This is a genomic window from Hyphobacterium vulgare, from assembly GCF_042643335.1.
Classification (GTDB): domain Bacteria; phylum Pseudomonadota; class Alphaproteobacteria; order Caulobacterales; family Maricaulaceae; genus Hyphobacterium; species Hyphobacterium vulgare.
This window is the reverse complement of the sequence record NZ_JBHRSV010000001.1, coordinates 269147-290216: the sequence shown is the minus strand read 5'-3', so window position 1 is coordinate 290216 and position 21070 is coordinate 269147. Positions and strand designations below refer to the sequence as shown.

General features: G+C 64.6%; 21 protein-coding genes and 1 tRNA gene. 11 read left to right on the top strand and 11 right to left on the bottom strand.

Features of this window, described 5'->3' with window-relative positions; genetic code table 11:
• Positions 1–34: 34 nt before the first annotated feature.
• The 6 genes from ACFOOR_RS01505 to ACFOOR_RS01480 all read right to left on the bottom strand — a co-directional run bounded on the left by ACFOOR_RS01505 (position 35) and on the right by ACFOOR_RS01480 (position 4581).
• Positions 35–916 (bottom strand): helix-turn-helix domain-containing protein, encoded by an 882-nt coding sequence (locus ACFOOR_RS01505; RefSeq protein WP_343163516.1) that lies wholly within the window; start codon positions 914–916, stop codon positions 35–37.
• A gap of 218 nt (positions 917–1134) precedes the next feature.
• Positions 1135–1926: an SDR family NAD(P)-dependent oxidoreductase gene (locus ACFOOR_RS01500; protein WP_343163517.1), complete on the bottom strand. Its 792-nt coding sequence runs from the start codon at positions 1924–1926 to the stop codon at positions 1135–1137.
• Positions 1927–2034: 108 nt separating this feature from the next.
• Positions 2035–2547 (bottom strand): curlin-associated protein, encoded by a 513-nt coding sequence (locus ACFOOR_RS01495; protein WP_343163518.1) that lies wholly within the window; start codon positions 2545–2547, stop codon positions 2035–2037.
• A 199-nt stretch (positions 2548–2746) separates the two neighbouring features.
• Positions 2747–3304 carry a hypothetical protein gene (locus tag ACFOOR_RS01490; RefSeq protein ID WP_343163519.1) on the bottom strand — a complete coding sequence of 186 codons (558 nt, stop codon included), beginning with the start codon at positions 3302–3304 and terminating at the stop codon, positions 2747–2749.
• 680 nt (positions 3305–3984) lie between these two features.
• Positions 3985–4254: a hypothetical protein gene (locus tag ACFOOR_RS01485; RefSeq protein ID WP_343163520.1), complete on the bottom strand. Its 270-nt coding sequence runs from the start codon at positions 4252–4254 to the stop codon at positions 3985–3987.
• A gap of 234 nt (positions 4255–4488) precedes the next feature.
• A tRNA-Ser gene (locus tag ACFOOR_RS01480) sits at positions 4489–4581 on the bottom strand.
• A 204-nt stretch (positions 4582–4785) separates the two neighbouring features.
• Between ACFOOR_RS01480 and ACFOOR_RS01475 the strand changes: the two genes are divergently transcribed.
• Together ACFOOR_RS01475 and typA are read left to right on the top strand one after the other, a co-directional pair.
• A complete protein-coding gene (locus tag ACFOOR_RS01475) occupies positions 4786–5985 on the top strand; it encodes a hypothetical protein (RefSeq protein WP_343163521.1) in 1200 nt (399 codons plus the stop codon).
• Positions 5986–6067: 82 nt separating this feature from the next.
• Entirely contained in the window at positions 6068–7897 is a 1830-nt protein-coding gene (gene typA / locus ACFOOR_RS01470; RefSeq protein ID WP_343163522.1) for a translational GTPase TypA, read from the top strand.
• Here typA and ACFOOR_RS01465 read toward each other — a convergent pair whose 3' ends face one another.
• The 4 genes from ACFOOR_RS01465 to acs all read right to left on the bottom strand — a co-directional run bounded on the left by ACFOOR_RS01465 (position 7898) and on the right by acs (position 12780).
• A complete protein-coding gene (locus ACFOOR_RS01465; protein ID WP_343163523.1) occupies positions 7898–8269 on the bottom strand; it encodes a VOC family protein in 372 nt (123 codons plus the stop codon).
• Between the two features lie 12 nt (positions 8270–8281).
• Complete coding sequence (locus ACFOOR_RS01460; RefSeq protein ID WP_343163524.1) at positions 8282–10141, bottom strand: M28 family metallopeptidase; 1860 nt, start codon at positions 10139–10141, stop codon at positions 8282–8284.
• 101 nt (positions 10142–10242) lie between these two features.
• Positions 10243–10761, bottom strand: a complete 519-nt coding sequence (locus tag ACFOOR_RS01455; protein ID WP_343163525.1) for a hypothetical protein — start codon at positions 10759–10761, stop codon at positions 10243–10245.
• A 69-nt stretch (positions 10762–10830) separates the two neighbouring features.
• The gene (gene acs / locus ACFOOR_RS01450) at positions 10831–12780 is read right to left on the bottom strand and encodes an acetate--CoA ligase (protein ID WP_343163526.1); all 1950 of its coding nucleotides are present in this window, start codon (positions 12778–12780) and stop codon (positions 10831–10833) included.
• Between the two features lie 154 nt (positions 12781–12934).
• Between acs and ACFOOR_RS01445 the strand changes: the two genes are divergently transcribed.
• The 9 genes from ACFOOR_RS01445 to hisIE all read left to right on the top strand — a co-directional run bounded on the left by ACFOOR_RS01445 (position 12935) and on the right by hisIE (position 19741).
• On the top strand, positions 12935–13294 hold the full coding sequence (locus ACFOOR_RS01445; protein WP_343163527.1) for a rhodanese-like domain-containing protein: 360 nt from the start codon (positions 12935–12937) through the stop codon (positions 13292–13294).
• A 101-nt stretch (positions 13295–13395) separates the two neighbouring features.
• Positions 13396–13719 (top strand): YerC/YecD family TrpR-related protein, encoded by a 324-nt coding sequence (locus tag ACFOOR_RS01440; protein ID WP_343163528.1) that lies wholly within the window; start codon positions 13396–13398, stop codon positions 13717–13719.
• Positions 13716–14603, top strand: coding sequence for an ATP phosphoribosyltransferase (hisG, locus tag ACFOOR_RS01435; RefSeq protein ID WP_343163529.1), 888 nt, complete (start codon positions 13716–13718; stop codon positions 14601–14603). Before ACFOOR_RS01440 ends, hisG begins: the two co-directional genes overlap by 4 nt.
• A gap of 3 nt (positions 14604–14606) precedes the next feature.
• Positions 14607–15902 carry a histidinol dehydrogenase gene (gene hisD, locus ACFOOR_RS01430; RefSeq protein ID WP_343163530.1) on the top strand — a complete coding sequence of 432 codons (1296 nt, stop codon included), beginning with the start codon at positions 14607–14609 and terminating at the stop codon, positions 15900–15902.
• Positions 15899–17035 (top strand): imidazoleglycerol-phosphate dehydratase HisB, encoded by a 1137-nt coding sequence (hisB, locus tag ACFOOR_RS01425; RefSeq protein ID WP_343163531.1) that lies wholly within the window; start codon positions 15899–15901, stop codon positions 17033–17035. The genes hisD and hisB overlap by 4 nt, the downstream gene beginning before the upstream one ends.
• A gap of 4 nt (positions 17036–17039) precedes the next feature.
• Positions 17040–17654, top strand: coding sequence for an imidazole glycerol phosphate synthase subunit HisH (hisH, locus tag ACFOOR_RS01420; RefSeq protein ID WP_343163532.1), 615 nt, complete (start codon positions 17040–17042; stop codon positions 17652–17654).
• The gene (locus tag ACFOOR_RS01415) at positions 17632–18366 is read left to right on the top strand and encodes a 1-(5-phosphoribosyl)-5-[(5-phosphoribosylamino)methylideneamino]imidazole-4-carboxamide isomerase (protein ID WP_343163533.1); all 735 of its coding nucleotides are present in this window, start codon (positions 17632–17634) and stop codon (positions 18364–18366) included. Before hisH ends, ACFOOR_RS01415 begins: the two co-directional genes overlap by 23 nt.
• Positions 18348–19115, top strand: coding sequence for an imidazole glycerol phosphate synthase subunit HisF (gene hisF / locus ACFOOR_RS01410; RefSeq protein ID WP_343163534.1), 768 nt, complete (start codon positions 18348–18350; stop codon positions 19113–19115). The genes ACFOOR_RS01415 and hisF overlap by 19 nt, the downstream gene beginning before the upstream one ends.
• Entirely contained in the window at positions 19112–19741 is a 630-nt protein-coding gene (gene hisIE / locus ACFOOR_RS01405) for a bifunctional phosphoribosyl-AMP cyclohydrolase/phosphoribosyl-ATP diphosphatase HisIE (protein ID WP_343163535.1), read from the top strand. The genes hisF and hisIE overlap by 4 nt, the downstream gene beginning before the upstream one ends.
• Here the strand turns inward: hisIE and ACFOOR_RS01400 are convergent.
• Positions 19708–21063, bottom strand: a complete 1356-nt coding sequence (locus ACFOOR_RS01400) for a formimidoylglutamate deiminase (RefSeq protein ID WP_343163536.1) — start codon at positions 21061–21063, stop codon at positions 19708–19710. The two genes, hisIE and ACFOOR_RS01400, sit on opposite strands and share 34 nt — an antisense overlap.
• Positions 21064–21070 lie beyond the last annotated feature (7 nt).

The following is a 21070-nucleotide window of genomic DNA, read 5'->3' as shown; positions in this document are numbered from 1 at the left end:
TATGAAGCCGGCCTGCCGGGTCGGCAATGCGCGGTCAGAGATCGGGTGCCTCGACGACATAGGGTTTGAAGCGCGGATGGGGTTCGGTCCCCGTGACCCGTGCCCCGAGCCGCCGCATCGCGTCCCGGGATTCCTCGTTTTCGGGCAGGGCCACTGACAGGCGATAGCCCGGGTAGAGCGGTTCTGCATAGGACGCGGCGACGCGCAATTCGAGCGTGGGTATGCGCAGCGAAATTCGCTCCTCTCCGACCTTGATGTGCAAGGGAATGATCTGAGGGGCGCTTGCCATCGAACTCGGCTGCGCCCATTCGCTCCGAATGCCCTTGAAGGTTCGGACCTTGCGCAGCAGGACATCGAATGTCTCGGGTTCGCGAAGGCGGTCGCGAACAATCGCCTGGATCAGGGCCTCGGCATAAGGCTCCCAATCGCGCGCGATGCTGCGTGTCCCGTCGGGATGCAGACAACCGAGGATGAAGCTGAACAGGCCGCCATCCCAGACCTCGTCAATGTCCGCGGCCACGGCGAAGATTTCCGCCGCGCTGCGGTTCATGCGCACCACCCGGCTTCGCGTATCGAGTATGGCAGCCGGTGCCGGCATGCTGCCGGCCAGAACCTGATTGGCCCAGCGGATGAACAACTCGCTCGTGCCGCCGGCCGGTTCGGGGTTCTGGAAGGCCTCCGCGTAACCGGCGAGCACCAGCAATCGATTGCTGTCGAGCGATTTCATGCCGAGTGCGCCGGTCAGGCGCAGAACCAGTTCCCGGCCGGGATTGGCGCGGCCATTCTCGATAAAATTGAGGTGCCGGGTCGAGCATCCGACGCGCGCTGCCAGCGCGCGCTGGCTCAAACGCTCGCGAGTTCGCCACTGGCGAAGCAGGGTCCCGAATTCCGGACCGCTCGTCTTCCCTATCGTCATGCGTATTCCCTGTCCGGGTACGGTGATTACCCGAAACGTAACGAGATGGCGATGCGCGATTGAGCGCAGGCTGAAATGCGCGCCAAATCGCTCCGTCGTCCCGGGTGGGTTCGAGCACTCACCACCACCCCTTGGACCCGGTACCGGGGCGCCACTCGCGCGGCTCTGCCGCGCGCTATCAGGGAGCCGGCGTTCAGGGGGGGCGCCGGCTCTTTGATTCACGGACTGGCCAATCGCGAAAGCCGTGTCCAGTAGCTATCGGGGAAGATTCGCTCGATCAGGGCGGCGATTTTCGCATCGCGGCCGATCAGGACGCGGCGCTTGCGGCGTTCGATACCGTCGAGAATGATCAAGGCGGCCTGCTCGGGCGGCATTTTCAGAAAGGCATTCATACGGTCGCGGTCGTCCTGCGCGTCATTCATGCCGGCGGGCAGGCGCGCGTCGTCGGCGATGGCCGTGCGGACTCCGCCCGGATGCACGGTCATGACGTGAACCGTGGAAGCGGACAATTCGTGACGCAGCGCGTCGGAAAAACCGCGGAGACCGTATTTGCTGGCGCAATAGGCCGTCTGACCCGCGGGAGCGATCAGGCCGAACAGGCTGGAAATGTTCACGATCACCGATTCGGGCGCAGTCCGGAGCACCGGCAGGAAGGCACGCGTCATCCGGATCGGGCCGAACAGGTTGATCGACAACAGCCAGTCGAAATCGGTCTCGGAGACCGCCGTGAAGTCACCCCCCACCGCCACGCCGGCATTGTTGAACAAAAGGGTTGGTTGCGATGACAGCTTCGAGGGCAGGTCCGATATCGCATCGCGGTCCGTGACGTCGAGCCGAACGGTTTCCACTGCTGCGGATCCCGTCAGTTCCGATGCGACCTGTTCAAGCCGGGCGTGGTCGATTTCGGTGAGGATCAAGGCGCAGCCGCGCGCGTGGAGCGCGTGGGCGAGGGCGCGCCCGATGCCGCTGCCCGCGCCGGTGATCAGCGCCGTGTGTCCGGTCCAGTTCATCGTCGTCTCCCGCGTTCGGAATGCGACGTTAATCGCGGGTCGCAAAAAGCGAAACGCCCGGTGCGATGCACCGGGCGTTCGACGGCCCCCCAGCCGATTTGTGGCAGTCTAGTGCTCGCCCTGGATGACGAGGGTCACATTGCCGCGGCCGGACTGGTTGACGTTGGCATTGTTGCCGTTGCCGACCTGGATCACGCCCGACATGTTGTGGCTGCCGGACTGGGTCGTCACCGCGGTGTTGTTCGATCCCATCTGGTAGACGCCGGATTCGTTGCGGTAACCCGACTGGTAGGTGTCGGCGTAGTTGTTGTAGCCATCCTGGCCGACGACAGCGCTGTTGCGGCGGCCGTTCTGGTCGATGATCGCGCCATTGTAGGCACCGTTCTGATAGGCGGTCGTGCCGTTACCCGTGCCGTCCTGATAGACCGTGACCCACTGGCGGCGGCCATTCTGGTCGACGACCATGACGTTGCGGTAGCCGTTCTGACGGCCGCCGACTTCATTGGCGACGCCGCGCTGATCGACGCGAACCTGGTTGCGATACTGGGCGTCAGCGATCTCGGTCGTGCCGAGGATCGAAACCACAGCGGCGGCGCCTGCGATGAAAAGACGAATGCTCATGTCTGTCTCCGTTTCGTTGGGCCGGACGCTTCGTTGCGTCGCCGGCTGTGTTCGTGTGTAGCGGGACACGGATGAGGCGATGCTGAGCGCCGGGTTCATTTTCCTTTCATCTGTCGGAAAGGTCTCGAACCCTTGTTCCGCAACGAAAACGCCCGGGCGGGGCCCGGGCGCTTCAGTGCGTGGATTCGGTGGGTCCGGATCAGTACCAGGGGGTACGGGCCGGCGTGCCGTGCTGGGCGCGGCGTGCCGCGAGGCGGCCGCCGAAGGGAAGCGCGACATTCTCGTAGCGGTAGTCCGTCTGGCGGCAGATCAACCGGCCGGACGAATCCCGGACTTCGAAGTCGACCAGAAGCCGGGCGTCGTCGCCATAGACCCCGTCGCGCAGTTCGCTCAGCGGGCGGCGCGGAGCGTCCGGGCGGCCATTGATCGGCGAGTTGGCGTCGTTGACATAGGTCGTGGACAACAGCGTGCTCACGACCGTGGTCGGATATCCGGCGCGGCCGGAAAACCCGCCAGACAGGTTGGCCAGGACTGCGTTGCCCGGCGTCGCCGACCGGACCAGAAGGCGATAGGTGCCGGAATAGCCCGGTGCGACCGTGGCGCTCAGCATGCCGCCATTGGGTTCGCCCTGGAACATGATCGAGCAATGGTTGCTGCCGAAGTCGGAAGCATGGGCCGGGGCACCCGCGACGGCGATGAAGGCCGCTGCGGCCGCTACAGCCGTCGAAAGGCTGGAAAGAAGGGCTTGGGTCTTCATCGCTTGTCTCCTGGGTTGGACGAAGGATGAAGGCGTTCTGACACGCGCGCGGTGAGCCAATGCTGAGGGCCGCGTTCAGGTGGCGTTTAGGTGAGGCGCGGATGGCCTGAGGCAAACGGGTCTGGCGGAGAGGATGTCATCAGCGTGCAACGCGTGCGCAGAACGCGGCAGACCCGACCGGTTCGGCAGCGCCTCTAAAATCTGGACACGATTAGAACTTACCTCGAAAGTTGGAGGTAAAATTGCCTTCCCGGCTTCCACCAATCATTGTGAACGGGGAAGGGCGCGAGCATACCTGTACGAGGCTGGCGCAAATGAGCGCCTTCGTGCCCAAGACTATAACTTTAAGGGAGAAAAAAGTGGCGGCTCAATGGACGGATTGGGTAATTATTGGATTGCTCGTTCTTATAATGGTTCAACTTCTCGTATCTGCTAACACTCGGTTTCGAGTTCTTGGTGCGGCCGATCAAGCCTTCAACGGCTTATTCGACTCACTTGCACGGGTTGAGCAGAAATTGAATGACATTGAGATACAGATAAATGAGGGAAATCGTTGTCGCTACCGACGAGATACTGGAGGACAGGATTTTTAGGTCGAGGTTGGCGCATAATCGCGGTCGTCGCTACGGCGACGAATACGAGGCCGATCCGATTGCGGCGGTTGAGGGAGCGATAGTTGTTCATTGCCGGCCGGCGATGACGAGAGTTTTGTCGGATACACTGAAGATCAGCGCGCAGGGTCCGCATTTGTAGTGGTCTTCGGTGCGCTCGGTAGGCGGACTGCATGGCCTGGCCACATGAAACGCGCCCCTGATCGCGCCGGCCGGACACCAGCAGTCGCCTTCTAATTCGTCGAAAGATTTGTTGAACCGATCCTCGATGTCGTCGATGCGGTCCTGAGTGAGTCCGCTTTCACAGATGATGTCATAGGCGGAAGGGTAGGTGGTCATTGGGCCTCCGTTGCTGCGGTTTCAATTATACCACAGCTGAATCGGCGACTCGGCGACATCGGTTTTTTTGAACTAGCTCCATCGCGCCACTTATAGCTAGTCGTGATACACTGTTCATATCTGGCAATTGATTCAGGCTACTTTTGCAAACCTTCCTTCTTGCGCGCACCGTTGCAGGCGCATTTATAAGCGACTGGCGCTCAATCGTAAAAAGTCTAAGCTTCTCAAAAGTTATGGCGGAGAGGATGGGATTCGAACCCACGGTACGGCTTTTGACCGTACAACGGTTTAGCAAACCGCCGCCTTCGACCTCTCGGCCACCTCTCCGGCAGGCGCGTTCCTTACCCAATGCCGGGGGCGATAATCAAGCGATTGCTGCGGCTCGCCGCCGAATCACACAGCTGCAATTTCACCGGCACGGTGAAATCTTTGTTTACGCCTCCGGCTTAGCCTCCACCTGAACAAAAGCCCGGCAGGGGTGAGGTGGTGGTCAAGATGGTGTCTCGTGGAACAGCCGGATCAATGTCCGGCATGCTGCTCATCGTTTCGGTGGCGTTGGTGATCGGCCTGGTCGTGGCGGGCGGCGTTTTCCTGCTGACCCGGCACAACGGTCAAACCTGGGCCCTGCATTCGGCCGAACGCGTGATCGCGCAACAGGCGGAAACCCAGACGCGCCTGTTCGACGATGTGCGGATCGATCACGAGGCCGCGGATTCGGTCCTGATGCAGCGGTTCGCCGCACTCGAAGGGGCCGATGTCGATCGCATCTTCGATCGCATTTATCCGCTGCGGGAGGATGGCACGCGCCGCAGCGCGCCGGAATTCTTCGACGGGTTCCGAACCGAGGGCGGTGCATTTGTCGAAGGCATGGGCGCTTTCATCCAGCGCGGGAACGACATCAGTCAGGACGAGAAGCGGATCCTGATCGCGGCATTCCAGACGGTTCACGAATTCGGCGCGGGCATGCGCGGCCGGGTCGACAATTTCTACTTCTTCACGCCGGGCAATTCACTGGTCATCTATGCGCCGACGCGCGACGACCGGCTGGAATTCTATCGCGAGACCGCGCCTGCCGACTTCGATATCCAGGCGCTCCAATTCGCGGCCATGATGCGTCCCGAGAACAATGGCACCGGACAGATGGTCTGCACCGGGCTCGAAAATGTGGTCTACCAGCAGGGCGGTCCGGCAGTGTCGAGCGCATGCGGCTCGCCGGTACGGGCCCGCGGAGTGCATCTTGGCGCGTTCGGAAACTCGATCTATCTGCACACTTGGCTGACCCGGGCGGTGATCGAGGCGCCCGAAGGAACCAATGGCTTCGTGCTCAATGCCAATGGTGACGTGATCGCGCATCGCAGCCTGATGACACTCGACGCGATCACGCCCGAAGCCATGGCGACGGCGAATGCCGAAGTGGATGCCGGCGATATTCGCGCCACGATCATGGCCGATGGCCGGAGCCACGGCGCCCTGATTCACGACGGCTCGATCGTTTCCTATGTGCGGATCGACGCGCCAGGCTGGTATTATGTGAATGTCCGTCCGGCAACGGCGATCATGGCGCGGGCCTTGCGGTTTTCGGCTCTGGCCGGGGTCCTGGCCGCGCTGATGGTGATGATCGGAGCGTTCAGCCTTGCTGCGACGGCGCTGCGTCTCCGGCGACATGCGGCCCGTGCGCTGGCCGGTGTATTTGAAGACGTACGCGGCAATGAGGAACCGGCTCTGCGATAATATACGGCGGAGTGCGCTGGCCACGGGAGGCAGACGCCTGTAATAGGGCGCCGCCTCTTCCCCCGCCGGAGCTTCGCATCCCATGTCCGTTTCCGCAGATCGTTTGCGCAATATCGCCATCGTCGCGCACGTCGACCACGGCAAGACCACGCTGGTCGACCAGCTGCTGAAGCAATCGGGCACGCTCGGCGAACGGGCGGAAATATCCGAGCGCATGATGGATTCCAACGACCTGGAAAAGGAACGCGGGATCACCATCCTCGCCAAGAACACGGCTGTGACCTGGCGCGACTGGCGCATCAACATCATCGACACGCCGGGACACGCCGACTTCGGCGGCGAGGTCGAACGGGTTCTGTCGATGGCCGATTCGGTGCTGCTGCTGGTCGACGCCGTTGATGGCCCGATGCCGCAGACCGCGTTCGTGACCCGCAAGGCGCTGGAGCGCGGCCTCAACCCGATCGTCGTGGTGAACAAGGTCGACCGTCCGGGCGCGCGTCCCGATTGGGTGGTCGATCAGACCTTCGACCTGTTCGACCGGCTCGGGGCGAACGACGACCAGCTGGATTTCCCGATCGTCTATGCCTCGGCCCTGCAGGGCTGGGCCAGCCTCGACAGCGACGCGCGCAGCGGCGACATGAATGCGCTGTTCCAGATGATCGTCGATCGTTGTCCGCCGCCGCCGGTCGATGTGGACGGTCCGCTTCAGCTCCAAGTCTCCGCGCTCGATTATTCGAGCTATACCGGCGTGATCGGCATTGGCCGCATCCGGCGCGGCACTCTGGCCCGCAATCAGACGGTCAGCGTGATTGGTGCGGACGGCAAGACCCGCAAGGGCAAGGTGCTGCAGGTGTTCGGATTCCACGGGCTGGAGCGTGTCGAAATGCCGTCGGCCAGCGCCGGCGATATCGTGACCTTTACCGGACTTGATCCGCTCAGCATTTCCGACACGCTGTGCCATCCCGATGCCATCGAGGCGCTGCCGCCCCTGTCGGTTGACGAACCGACGATCGCGATGACCTTCCAGGTGAATGATTCCCCGTTCGCCGGCCGGGATGGAAAATACGTCACCAGCCGCAACATCAAGGACCGCCTTGACCGGGAATTGATCCACAATGTCGCCCTGCGTGTCGAACAGCTCGACGATGCCGACAAGTTCCGCGTATCGGGTCGCGGCGAACTGCATCTGTCCGTGCTGATCGAAACGATGCGGCGCGAGGGTTTCGAACTGGCGATCTCGCGTCCGCGTGTCGTGACCAAGGAAATCGACGGCGTGATCCATGAGCCGTGGGAAACCCTGGTGGTCGATCTGCCCGAGGACAGCCAGGGCGCGATCATGGAAAAGCTCGGTGAACGCCGCGGCGAGCTGAAGAACATGGTGCCCGACGGGCAGGGGCGGGTTCGTCTCGACTACAATATCCCGACGCGTGGCCTGATCGGTTTCCGGTCGGAATTCATGACCGCGACGTCCGGTGCGGGCTTGATGTATCACACCTTTGACCGGTTCGCGCCGCGGACGCCGGGCGAGATCGGGCAGCGCCACAATGGCGCGCTGATCTCGATGGTCGATGGCAAGGCGCTCGCCTATGCGATCTGGAATCTCCAGGAGCGCGGGCGCATGTTCATTGGCCACGCCACCGATGTGTATGAAGGCATGGTGCTGGGTATTCACAGCCGGGACAACGATCTGGCCGTGAACCCGACCAAGGGCAAGCAGCTGACCAATATCCGCGCCGCGGGCGCCGACGAGGCGGTCGTGTTGACGACGCCGATTCGGGTCACGCTCGAGTTTGCGCTGGAATTCATCAATGATGACGAGCTGGTCGAAGTCACACCGAAATCGATCCGGATCCGCAAGCGCTGGCTGAAAGAGCACGAGCGCAAGAAGGCGAGCCGGGCCGCCGAAGCCTGATCAGTTCATGTCGATGAAGACGATGCGGTGTCCGTCCGGGTCACGGAAGGCGAAATAGCGCCGTCCGTCAGGGGACCAGCCGAGGCTTTCCTCGATCTCGACGCGATTCTTCAGCAGGCCGTAAAGTCCCGTCGGGTTGTCGACGCGGATCGTCACCGTGGCTTCACCGCGCGGATCGCCGCGGGGTTCAGGTTCGGCGACCAGACGCAGATGGGCGTCATTCTTCGAAACCAGCGCTTCGGTCGGGGCGTTTTCCGGCCAGATGTCGATGGTCCGAAAGCCAAGTTGGCTCGCATAGAATTCGAGTGACCTCTGCAGGTCGCCGACCGGCAATTGCGGCGCGGCGGACTTGATATCCGTCAGATCCGCCACGCCACCACTCCGTCATTCGTCTCCGGCATCTCCGGCGTCACTGCCATCGCCATTCATCATGGCATCGCGGAGGGCGCGGAATTCGTTGCCCTCATACCAGTTCGGCCAGTCATTCGAATTGGCGATCGCCAATCCGACATTGGCCATCAGCTGAACGTCCCGCGCCAGGCCGTCGAAATCCCAGTCATGGGAGAATTCGTCGGCCGTGCCGTGATAGGCGCGCTCGCGATAGGCGCTGTCGACCTCCTCACCGAAGGCGGCGCCGTATTCCACGTGCGTGGTGCCACCATCGGCGTAAAGCATCGGCACGCCGCGCTTGGCCAGCGAGATATGGTCCGAGCGATAGAAATAGCCGGCGGCCGGATTGGGGTCGGGTGCGACAGTGCGGTCCTGTCCGGCGGCCACTTCGGCGAGGATGTCCTCCAGCTCCGAAGATCCGTAGCCGATCACGACGACATCGCTGGTCGGCCCGACCGGCATCATGCCGTCCATGTTCACGCCGCCGACAATGCGGTTCAGCGGGACCAGCGGGTTCTCACCGAAATAGGCCGAACCGAGAAGGCCGGATTCCTCAAGCGTTACGGCGACGAAGAGGGCACTGCGCTCCGGCGGCGAATTGGCCATCATCTCCGCGATCTCCATGATCGCGCCGGTTCCGGTCGCGTTGTCGACCGCGCCATTGTAGATGCCGTCCGAGCCGTCAGCGCCGGCTTCACCGCCGAGATGGTCCCAGTGAGCCATATAAAGCATGTATTCGTCCGGCCGCTGTGTGCCCGGAACGACACCGGCGACATTCCGCGATTCGAGACGATTGATCTCAGTGTCGAAGGCTGCGTCGAGCGTCGCGCCCTCCATGGGCACCGCCTCGAAGCCCGGCTCGTGAGCGGCTGCAGTCAGGACGTCGAAATCGAGCCCCGTGGCCTCGAACAGGCGGCGCGCGGTCTCCTCGGTGATCCAGCCCTCGAGTGCAGCGCGATCATTGGCGGTCTCGGTCTCGAGATCGTATTGCGCGCCCTGCCAGGACGACGAGACGACGTTCCAGCCATAGCTGGCCGGGGCGGTCTGGTGGATGATGATCGCGCCTTCCGCGCCCTGGCGCATCGCCTCCTCATACTTGTACGTCCAGCGCCCGTAATAGGTCATCGCATTGCCGTTGAAGAGGTCCGGATCGCCTGTGGCATAGCCCGGGTCGTTGACCAGGATGACGGCCGTGCGGCCGGTCATGTCGATGCCTTCATAGTCGTTCCAGCCGTATTCCGGGGCGACGATGCCGTATCCGACAAAGACGAGGTCGGAGGCGTCGATTTCCTGGCGGCCATTGAGACGCTTGGTCCAGAACACGGCGTCGTCGCCAACGTTCAGACCCAACGGTCCCCCATTCACCGAGATGTCGAATTCGGCGGTCTCGGTGTCGAGCGTCGCTTCGACCAGCGGCACGCGCTGGAAGTAGCTGCCGTCATCGCCGGCCGGTTCCAGCCCCATGCGGGCGAACTCGTCGGCAATCCACTGGCTGGCGGCCCGGCCGCCGGGCGTCGAGGGTGCCCGGCCACCAAACTCGTCCGAGGCGAGGGTCTGAACGCGCCAGGCCATGTCGGCCCCGGTAATCTCCGGCGACGTGTCGCAGGCCCGCGGGCGGCTGGTATCGGTATTGGCGAGCGCTTCCTCGCTGAAGGGCAGGGGCGGGTTTTCGCTTCCGCGGCCGGCATAGAGCGCGGCGCAGCTGCCGTCGTCATTCATCGCGACGTCGTTCGCGGCGTCCATGTCTGCGCCCGCGGTTTCGTCGGTCGCAGGGTCAACTTCGCCCACCGGTTCGGAACAGGCGGCGAGCGCGGCGCCGGACATCAGCGCTGCGAGAAAGATACGAGTCGTCATTGTACTGCCTCCCACGCCGCTCTTGGCGGCGGCGTTTCAAACTTGCGCTGCTATCCTGCATTTCACCGGGCGCCGCGCAACCGGGCGGGTGGATCGACGGCTTACCCGGTCGGGGACTGGGCGGTGACCAGCGAGCACAAATCCGTCATGCGCCAGCCTTCGGCGGTGTTGACGAAGCCACATTCGATGTAGTCGCGCCGATGGTAGCCGTAAGGCTGATAGCCCGTTTCCGGCAGGACCGGGACGGCGGGACGGAGCTGGTCGTAGCGCGCCTGAGAATAGACCGTGATCGAACGCTGCGTTTCCGGTGTCGCCGACGGAAGGTCGATCACGCACAGCGGCGGATCGGAGAGGATGCCCAGCAGCGTGCCGCTGGTATAGCCCTGCGAGCCCCACATATGGCCATTCGCATAAGGGTCCTCGGCGATCAGCGCGCTGCGCGCCGGACCCTCCGCCGAATTCCGGATCAGGGTCTGGCGGTCGCGCGCGACGATGGCGCGGAAAATCTCGAATTCCTGCGCGTTCGGTGCGCGGCACAGCGGCTCCACCGGGCCGGTTTCGGTTGTGGCACAGCCGGCCAGCGGAAGGAGAGCCAGGGCGGCGAGAACGGGCAGACGCATCGGAACACTTCCTCTCGAGAACAGGGCGTCAGTATCGCCGCTTGCGAGAGCGCTGCAAGGGCCTCGATGTCAGGCAGATTTCCGGTTGGCGAGGAGATCTTCGACGACACCGGGATCGGCGAGCGTCGTCGTGTCGCCGAGATTGTTCAGTTCACCCTCGGCGATCTTGCGCAGGATGCGCCGCATGATCTTTCCCGAACGGGTCTTCGGCAGGGCCGGGGCGAACTGGATCGCGTCGGGCGAGGCGATCGGCCCGATATCGTCGCGGACCCACTGTCGCAGCTCCGCTTCGAGCATCTCGTCGGGTTCGACGTCCTGGTTGACGGTGACATAGCAATAAATGCCCTGGCCCTTGATATCGTGCGGGAAGCCCACGACGGCCGCTTCCGCGACCTTTGGATGGGCGACGAGTGCGCTTTCAACCTCGGCGGTGCCGAGGCGGTGGCCGGAAACGTTGATCACGTCGTCCACCCGGCCGGTAATCCACCAATAGCCGTCGGCGTCGCGCCGGGCGCCATCGCCGGTGAAATAGAGGCCCGGATAGGTCGAGAAATAGGTGTCGATGAAGCGCTGGTGGTCACCGTAGACCGTTCGCATCTGGCCCGGCCAGGAGGTCTTCAGCACGAGATTCCCGCTCGCCGCGCCCTTGAGGAATTTCCCGTCGGCATCGACGAGGTCTGGCTGGATTCCGAACATCGGGGTCGACGCGGAGCCAGGCTTCAGATCGGTCGCGCCGGGCAGGGGGGTGATCAGTGCGCCGCCAGTCTCGGTCTGCCACCAGGTGTCGACGACCGGGCAGCGCCGGTCGCCGACCACGTCCCAATACCAGGTCCAGGCGGCCGGATTGATCGGTTCGCCGACGGTGCCGAGCAGGCGCAGGGACTTGCGCGAATGCTTTTTCACATGCGCGTCGCCCAGGCGCTCCAGTGCGCGGATCGCGGTCGGCGCGGTGTAGAAAATCTCCACCTTGTGCTTGTCGATGATCTGCCAGAAGCGGTCGGGTCCCGGATAGGTCGGGATACCCTCGAACATCAGCGTCGTCGCCCCGTTCGCGAGCGGGCCGTAGACGATGTAGGTGTGGCCGGTGACCCAGCCGACATCGGCGGTGCACCAATAGATCTCGCCCGGGCGGTAGTCGAAAACGTATTCGTGCGTCATCGAGGCCCAGACCAGGTAGCCGCCCGTGGTGTGCAGGACGCCCTTCGGTTTTCCGGTCGAGCCCGACGTGTAGAGGATGAAGAGCGGATCCTCGGCCTGCATCGGCTCGCAGGGGCATTCCAGATCCACCCGTGCGGCGACGTTGTCGTACCACTGGTCACGCCCGACATTCATCGCGACCGACGCCCGCGTGTGCCGGACGACAAGCACACCCTTCACGCCTGACACCTTCTCAAGCGCCTTGTCGACATTGTGCTTGAGTGCGATCGTCTTGCCGCCGCGCAGGCCTTCATTGGCGGTGATCACCCATTCCGATCGGCAGTCCTCGATGCGTCCGGCAATCGAGTCGGGAGAGAAGCCGCCGAACACGACCGAATGAACCGCGCCGATCCGCGCGCAGGCGAGCATGGCGTAGGCGGCCTCGACGATCATCGGCAGGTAGATCGTGACCCGATCACCCTTCTTCACACCCATGTCCTTCAGGACATTGGCAAAGCGGCGCACCTCGTCGTGCAACTGGCCGTAGGTGACTTTCCGATCCATCGACGGGTCGTCACCTTCCCAGATGATGGCGACGTCGTTCTGCCGTGCCGGCAGGTGCCGGTCGACGCAATTGTAGCAGGCGTTCAGAACGCCATCGGCGAACCAGCGGATGTGCAAATCATCCTTCGACCAGGATACGTCACTGATCTCGGTCGGGGCCTTGATCCAGTCGATCCGTTTCAGCTCCTCCGCCCAGAAGGCGTGCGGATCGTCGACCGACTGTCGGTATTTGAGCGTGTAGGTTTCGGCATCGATCTTCGCGCGTCGCGCCCACTCGGCCGGGACGGGAATCAGGGTCGGGGAGGTGTCGTGCGTCACGGGGAATACTCCGGCTGGGCTGCGGATTTGCTGCAGGCTAGCGAGGTCGCCAAAGGGCCGCAAATGCCGATCCGCATCGGGCGTGACCACGAGTGTTGCCAGAGGCGTGGAGGCGGCCAATGATGGCCGCATGTCGAGGGAGGACGCGCCAGCGATGAACGGACTGGAAGATCTGACACCGAAACAGGTGGCTGAGGGACTGAAAGCCGGGACCATGATCCTGATTGACGTGCGGGAGCCGCGCGAATTCGCGATCGAACGCATTCACGGCACGCTGAACCATCCGCTGTCGACGCTCGAACCGGTTGTCATGCCGGTCGACGGCCAGCGCCGTGTCGTGCTGAGCTGCGCGGGCGGCCGCCGGTCTGCGGTCGCGGCGATCCACTGCCAGGATGCCGGGATCAATGTCGATGCCCACATGGCGGGCGGCTTGGGTGCGTGGAAAGCGGCCGGCCTGCCGATCATTGCCGTTGACCCGGACACGGGCGAGATCATAAACACCGGAAAAGAATAACCATTTCAAACAATAACCGAATGGCAGATATCGCTGACTTTGCCCTCCTGTTTTAGCGTGCTAAAACGATATATGTCCGTCCCGAAGCGAGGAGCGGACCCATGTCGTCAGCCAAAACCACCGATCCCAGAGCCCGCCGCATAGAGGACAGGGATGCCCTGTGCGATGCCTTCCTGCAGATCAGGGACCGGGGCGAGGCCGAGCGCTTCCTGAAGGATCTCTGCACGCCGGGAGAGATCGAGGCGCTGGCGGAACGCTGGCGTGTGGTTCGCCTGCTCGATGGCGGCGGCAAGACCTATCGCCAGATCGCCGAAGAAACGGGCGCTTCGACTGCGACGGTCACTCGGGTCGCGCGCTTCCTGATGCAGGAGTCCAATGAGGGCTATCGCCTCGTGCTCGACCGGCTGAAAGGCACGCAGCGATGAGCGACACCCGTCTCAAACTCGCCGTCCAGAAATCCGGACGGCTTGCGGAAGGTGGCCTGAAGCTGCTGGAGCGTGCCGGGCTTCGCTTCGCCTATGGCCGAGATGCGCTGCACCGCCGGGCCGAGAACATGCCGGTCGACCTGATGCTGGTGCGCGATGACGACATTCCCAGCTTTGTCGCCGGCGGGGCCTGCGACTACGGCATTGTGGGCGAGAATGTGCTTCACGAGATGCAGGCCCGCTCCAGCCGGTATCGCGAGGTCGAAACGGCGCTGAAGCTCGGTTTCGCCAGGTGCACGCTGAAGCTCGCGGCTCCGAAGGGCGGCGACATCCGGTGCGCGGCCGATCTCGCGGGCAAGTCGGTGGCGACGTCCTATCCGGGGCTGACCCGGGCCTGGCTGACGGAACGCGGAATCGAGGCGGAAATCGTCGAAATGCGCGGGTCGGTCGAGGTGGCACCGCGGATGAAGATCGCGGACGCGATCTGCGACCTGGTGTCGTCCGGCGCGACGCTGGAAGCCAACGGTCTAGAGGCGTTCGAAACGGTTCTGGAGAGCGAGGCGGTGCTGATCCGTCGGCGCAACGGCCGAAACGGCGAGGTCGAGGCGACGGCGAAGCTTCTGATTCAGCGCGCCGAAGGCGTGATTGCGTCGGCGCAGACCAAATACATCCTGCTGAACGCTCCGACCGACCGGCTCGCCGAAATCAAGTCGATCCTGCCCGGCTCCGATGCGCCGACCGTGGCGCAGATTGCCGGCCGCGACGATGTCGTCGCGGTCCACGCCGTCTGCCGCGAGCAGGTGTTCTGGGAGACGCTCGAGCGCCTGAAGTCAGCCGGCGCGCGCGCCATCCTGGTTCTTCCGATCGAAAAGATGATGGCCTGAACCATGCTCGACCCCATCAAATGGTCCCGTCTCGGTTCGGCGCAAGCCGAAGCGCTGTTCGCGCCGGCACGGTCGCTCGTCGATGCCGACGCGGCTGCGATCGAGATCGTTGAAGGCGTCCGGCGCGGCGGCGAGGCGGCGCTGAAATCCTATGCCCGCCAGTTCGACGGATACACGCATGACCGGTTCCGCGTGCCGGGCGAAGTCATTCGCACGGCAGCAGCGGCGCTGGACCGCGCCGATGCAGACGCCCTCCAGTCAGCCATTGGTGCGGTCCAGCAGTTTCACCAGGCACAGGGCTTTCCCGAAATCCGGGTCGAGACCTGGCCCGGGCTTGTGGCGCGCCGGAAGACCGTGCCGATCGGCACGGTCGGGCTTTATGTTCCCGCTGGCAGCGCCCCCTTGGTTTCGACACTGATCATGCTGGCCGTGCCGGCGCAGATCGCAGGGGTCGGACGGATCGCCGTGGTGGTTCCACCGACGCCAGACGGATCGGTGAATGCGTCCGTCCTGGCTGCTGCCGGCCTGCTCGGACTCGACGAGATCTACGCCGTCGGCGGAGCGCAGGCGGTCGCCGGCCTGGCTTTCGGAATTGGAGAATTGCCGCGCGCCGACAAGATTTTCGGACCGGGCAATGCCTGGGTTGCGGCGGCCAAGGCCTATGTCTCCCGTCTGCCGGGCGGACCGGCCATCGACCTGCCCGCAGGTCCGAGTGAGGTCATGGTCGTTGCGGATGAATCGGCCGATGCGGATTTCGTCGCGGCGGACCTTCTGGCGCAGGCGGAGCACGACCCGATGGCGCGCGTCGTGCTGGTGTCTCGCGATGCCGATCTTGCCGCGATCCGGAACGCCGTCGCAACCCAGCTTGCGGGACTGCCCCGCCGGGCCATCGCCGCGCAAGCGATGGCGAATGCGATCTGCGTGCAGACGGACAGCGATGACGAGGTCTTGGCGGTCATCGACACTGCCGCGCCAGAGCACCTGATTTTTCTGACTGCCACGGCAAAAGGGCTCGCCGAACGCGTCCGCAATGCCGGTTCGATCTTCGTGGGACCGTGGACGCCGGAATCGGCGGGCGATTACGCCGCCGGTCCCAATCACACGCTGCCGACCGGGCGGGCGGCCCGGGCCTGCGGCGGTGTCACGGTCGAGGCTTTCCAGAAAACGATAACGCTGATGGAAGCGACGGCGGAAGGCGCGCGGAACATCGCGCCGACGGTCGAACGGCTGGCGGCGCTTGAGGGCCTTGAAGGTCATGCGGCCGCGATGCGGCTTCGCCGCGAAAGGGCAGGGTCATGACCCCAGACCTTCGCCTCGACGATCCGCGCCGGTCCGTCATCGACCTGCAAGAGCGGCTGCGATCGCGCGTGGCCGCCGTGCTCGGTGTTCCGGCAGATCGCATCGTGTTGTCGCCGACGCCTGAGGCGCTTGCGCTCGCGGGATTTGATCGCGACCAGGCGATTCCGGTAGGCCGGGCCGACAATCCGGTGTCCGCGCTCGTCACCGACACTTCGGTGGAACAGGCAAGACGGCTGGAACTGGCGCTCAGCGAAGTTGCGCTTCGCGCCGCGCTCGATGCGATTTTGCCGGTCGGCATGGCGGCGCGCGAGGCTGAGTCCGCCCGCCACGCCGATCTGCTGCAGCGCGCTGCCGATCGACTTCGTTCGTGGCCGGAAATTGCATCCGCAGCGGCCGAAGACCGGCGGATTTCACTGACCGCTCGCGAACCGCTGGCGCTGCGGCGCAAGCTGGCCGCCGCGGGTATTGTTGCGGCCGAAGCGGAGGAGGGCGGCTTCACGCTCTTCTGTCCCTCCCCTGCGGATGCGGAGGCTCTCGCGGAGCGCCTGACAAGCGCATCATCCCGCTCGGCCCTGATCCGGCGCACGACGAAGGAAACCGATATCGCCGTGTCGCTCGATCTTGATCGCGACGGACCCGTTCGAGCCGAAACCGGGATCGAATTCTTCGACCACATGCTTGATCAGATCGGCCGCCACGGCGGGTTCGCGCTCGGCGTCACGGCCGAAGGCGATGTCGGCGTTGATGCCCACCACACGATCGAGGATGTCTGCCTGGCGCTTGGGGAAGCCCTTCGCCAGGCCCTCGGCGACAAGCGCGGCATTGCGCGGTTCGGATTCGAACTGCCGATGGACGAGACTCGCGCGGGCGTGTGGATCGACCTGTCGGGCCGGCCCTTCTGCAAATTTGAAGGCACGATCCCGGGCGAACGGGTGGCCGGCTTCCCGGTGGAGATGACGCCGCACGCCTTCCGGTCCCTCGCCGAAGCGATGAAGGCCTCCATTCATGTCCGCGTCGACGGCGAGAATGCCCACCACATGATCGAAGCGTGTTTCAAGGCCTTCGGGCGCGCCTTGCGTCAGGCGATCCGGGTCGAGGGCGATGCCATCCCGTCGACCAAGGGCGCGCTGTAAGCCCATGTCCGTCGCTCTGATTGATACCGGGTGTTCGAACCTGTTTTCCGTGCAGGCCGCGCTCGACCGTCTCGGGGCCGCGCATGCGCTGGCGAGGACGCCCGACGAGGCCTTCAAGGCGGACCGTCTGATCCTGCCCGGCGTCGGGGCGGCCGGGCCGGCGATGGACCGGCTGTCCGCGTCGGGCTGGGACGACGCCCTGCGCACCGAAAGCCGCCCGCTGCTTGGTATCTGTCTGGGGATGCAATTGCTGTTCGAGCGCTCCGAGGAAGGCGATGTCGAGACGCTCGGCCTGATCCCGGGAACGGTCCGGCGGCTTCCCCGGCCCGATGGCGGCGTGTGGCCCCACATGGGGTGGAGCCGGCTGCGGATTGAACGCAGCAGCCCGTTGACCCGGGCGATGGCCGACGGAGCCTATGCCTATTTCGTGCACGGTTTTGCTGCCGGTCTCGGCGCGGCCACTCTTGCGTCGGCCGGGCACGGTCTCCGCTTCAGCGCGATCGTTCAGCAGGGGAATGTGTTCGGCTGCCAGTTCCACCCGGAGCGGTCAGCGGCGATTGGATCAACAATATTACGCAATTTCATAGAGTTGAGTGATGCAGCTTTATCCGGCAATTGATCTTCTGGACGGGCAGGTGGTGCGTCTGCGTCACGGCGCCTTCGATGCTGTCACGGCCTATGGCAGTGACCCTTTGGCGGTCGCTGAAGCCTGGCGCGACGAAGGCGCGGACTGGCTGCATGTCGTCGACCTGTCGGGCGCACGCGATGGCGCACGCCGTCAGGGAGAGGCCGTCGGCCGGTTATGCCAGACCGGTCTCAATGTGCAGACCGGCGGCGGCGTGCGCTGCGCGGATGATGTCGAGGCCCTGCTCGGGGCAGGTGCCAGCCGGGTGATCGTCGGGAGTGTCGCGGTCACACATCCCGACCTGTTTGCGTCCTGGCTGGACGCCTATGGCGGCGACCGTCTTGTTGCCGCGCTCGATGTCCGGATCGAAGGCGGCGTCGCCATTCCGGTCGTGAAGGGCTGGACCGAAGCGTCCGGCACGACGCTCGGGGAGCTGCTTGCCACTTACCGGCATAGCGGGCTGCGTCATGTCCTGATCACGGATGTGGGCCGCGATGGCGCGCTCGCCGGTCCGGCGACCAGTCTATACGCGGATCTCGCCCTGCGTTGGCCGGATCTGGCCTTTCAGGCGTCGGGCGGTGTGTCGTCGCTCGCCGACCTCGCCGCGTTGGCAAAGTCCGGCCCCGATGGGGCCATTGTCGGCAAGGCGCTCTACGAGAACCGCTTCACGGTCAGGGAGGCGATCGCATGCCTGCGCGGCGGATAATTCCCTGTCTCGACGTGAGGGACGGCCGGGTCGTCAAAGGCGTCCGCTTCCGCAATCACGAGGATGTCGGCGATATTGCCGAACTCGCCGCGCGCTACAGCGCAGCGGGCGCGGACGAGCTGGTCTTCTACGATATCGCCGCGAGTCCGGAGGCCCGCGCGGTCGAGCCGGAATGGGTGTCGCGCGTTGCGCGGCTGATCGATATTCCGTTCTGCGTCGCGGGCGGCATCCGAAGCGTCGACGACGCCCGGGCGCGGCTGTTTGCCGGGGCAGACAAGATTTCGGTCAATTCGCCCGCGCTCGCCGATCCGTCACTGATCGACCGGCTGGCGCACGAATTCGGGTCGCAATGCGCCGTGGTCGGCATCGACAGCCGGCCGGTCGAGGGCGACTGGCGGGTGCACCAGTTCACCGGTGATCCGGACAAGACCACCGCCCTGACGCGACGAACGCTCGACTGGGTGTGCGAGGCAATCGAACGCGGGGCCGGAGAGATCGTGCTCAACTGCATGGACAGCGACGGGGTCCGCGAAGGCTATGACATCGAGCAACTCGCCGTCGTTCGCGACATCTGCACCGTGCCGCTCATCGCCTCGGGCGGCGCCGGGGCAGTGCAGCATTTCGCCGACGTGTTCAGCGAGGCCCGTGTCGACGGTGCGCTTGCGGCCAGCGTTTTTCACAAAGGCATCATTGCCATTCCCGATCTGAAGACCTTTCTGACGCGGGAAGGTATCGAGGTGCGGCCATGACTGACATCAACGCAATCGACTTTGCCAAGTCCGGTGGCTTGGTTCCTGTCATCGTCCAGCACGCCCGGACGCGGCAGGTGCTGATGCTCGGCTACATGAACGAGGATGCCCTGCGCCAGACTGTCGAAACCGGGCAGGTGACCTTCTTCAGCCGGTCGAAGAACCGGTTGTGGGTGAAGGGCGAGACAAGCGGCCACACGCTGCGCCTGGTTTCGCTGCGGACCGATTGCGACCGCGATGCGCTGCTGGTCGAAGCCGAACCCGCCGGGCCGGTCTGTCATCTCGGGACCACAGGGTGTTTCGACGATGGCGAGGCACCCGGGGTCGGCTTTCTTGAGGCCTTGGCGTCCATCATTCATGCGCGCCGCGAAGCGGATCCGAAGGAAAGCTATGTCGCACGACTGCTCGCCGCCGGACCGCTGAAGGCGGCGCAGAAGGTCGGCGAGGAGGGTGTCGAAGTGGCTCTGGCCGCCGCCGCGCAGGACGATCACGCACTGACCGAAGAGGCCGCTGACCTGGTGTTTCACCTGATGGTGGCGCTTGAGGCGCGCGGCGTGGCGTTTTCGGACGTGGTCGAAACGCTGCGGTCGCGTCACGCCAGCAGTCTGGCCATCACCGAACGATAGCGCGCGGCGACCGCATCCCGGTCGACATGCGCGCCGTCCTTCACGGTCAGTCGGCCCGCCGACCAGAGCCGATCCACGCACGACCGGTCCCCGGCAAAGATCCAGCTGTCGAGAATGTCGTCGCCGGTCTTGCCGGTGAGGGTGGGGTGGTCCGCATCGAGCGCGACGAGGTCGGCCCACTTGCCGGTCGCGATCGCCCCGCTGTCGCGCCCGAGCGCCTGTGCTCCGCCTGCGAGCGTGGCGTCGAACAGGGTCCGGCCGGTCGAACCGTTCGGAGGGGCGGCGATGTTTCTGGCGCGCTGCGTCAGGCGCTGCGCCCATTCCATCAGCCGGATTTCCTGCGCCGCGTCGGTACCGATATGGCTGTCTGTTCCGATGCCGAGCGCGCCACCCGCTTCGGTAAAGGCGCGGAACTGGAAGATGCCGTCGCCGAGATCGGCTTCCGTCGAAGGGCAGAGGCCCGCGACACCACCGGTCCGGGCGAGTCGGATCGCTTCGTCCTCGGTCATGTGGGTGGCGTGGATGTGGCACCAGCGGGCGTCGGGCCCGGCATGGTCGAGCAGCCATTCGACCGGGCGCTGGCCGGACCAGGTGAGGCAGGCGTCGACTTCCCTGGTCTGCTCGGCGATGTGGATGTGAATCGGCCCGCCTGGGTCGTTCGACAGGATGGCATCGAGATGCTCCGGCGTCACCGCGCGCAGCGAGTGCGGGGCGATGCCGAGCCGGTCGTCGGCGCGCGTCAGATATTGCGGCATCGATTCGACAATCCGGGCAAAGCTTCCGGGATCGTTGAGGAAACGGCGCTGCCCCTCGCCGGGCGGGACGCCGCCGAAGTCGCCCTGCGCGTAGTAGACCGGCAAATGGGTCAGGCCGATGCCTGTCGACTGCGCCGCTGCCGCGATGCCCGCGCCGGTTTCCGCCGGATTGGCGTAGCGCGAGCCGTCCGGCGCGTTGTGGACGTAGTGAAACTCCGCCACGGACGCGAAGCCGGACTCCAGCAGCTCGACATAGAGCATCGCCGCAACGGCTTCGAGCTCTTCCGGCCCGAGGCGCTGGAGAAAGACGAACATCACCTCGCGCCAGCTCCAGAAATCGTCGCGGCCGGGGCCACGCCGTTCGGTGAGGCCGGCGAGGGCGCGCTGGAAGGCGTGGCTGTGTACGTTTGAGAGCGCGGGCAGGAGGATCGCCACGGCTTCTGGATCCCGCGAGCGCGGTGCGCCGTCGGCCACTGAGGCAATGCGGCCTTCATCGCCGATTGCGATTTCGACGTCGCGTTTCCAGCCTGTCGGCAGGAGAGCGGTTTCAGCGTGAAGCTTGCGCATCCATTCC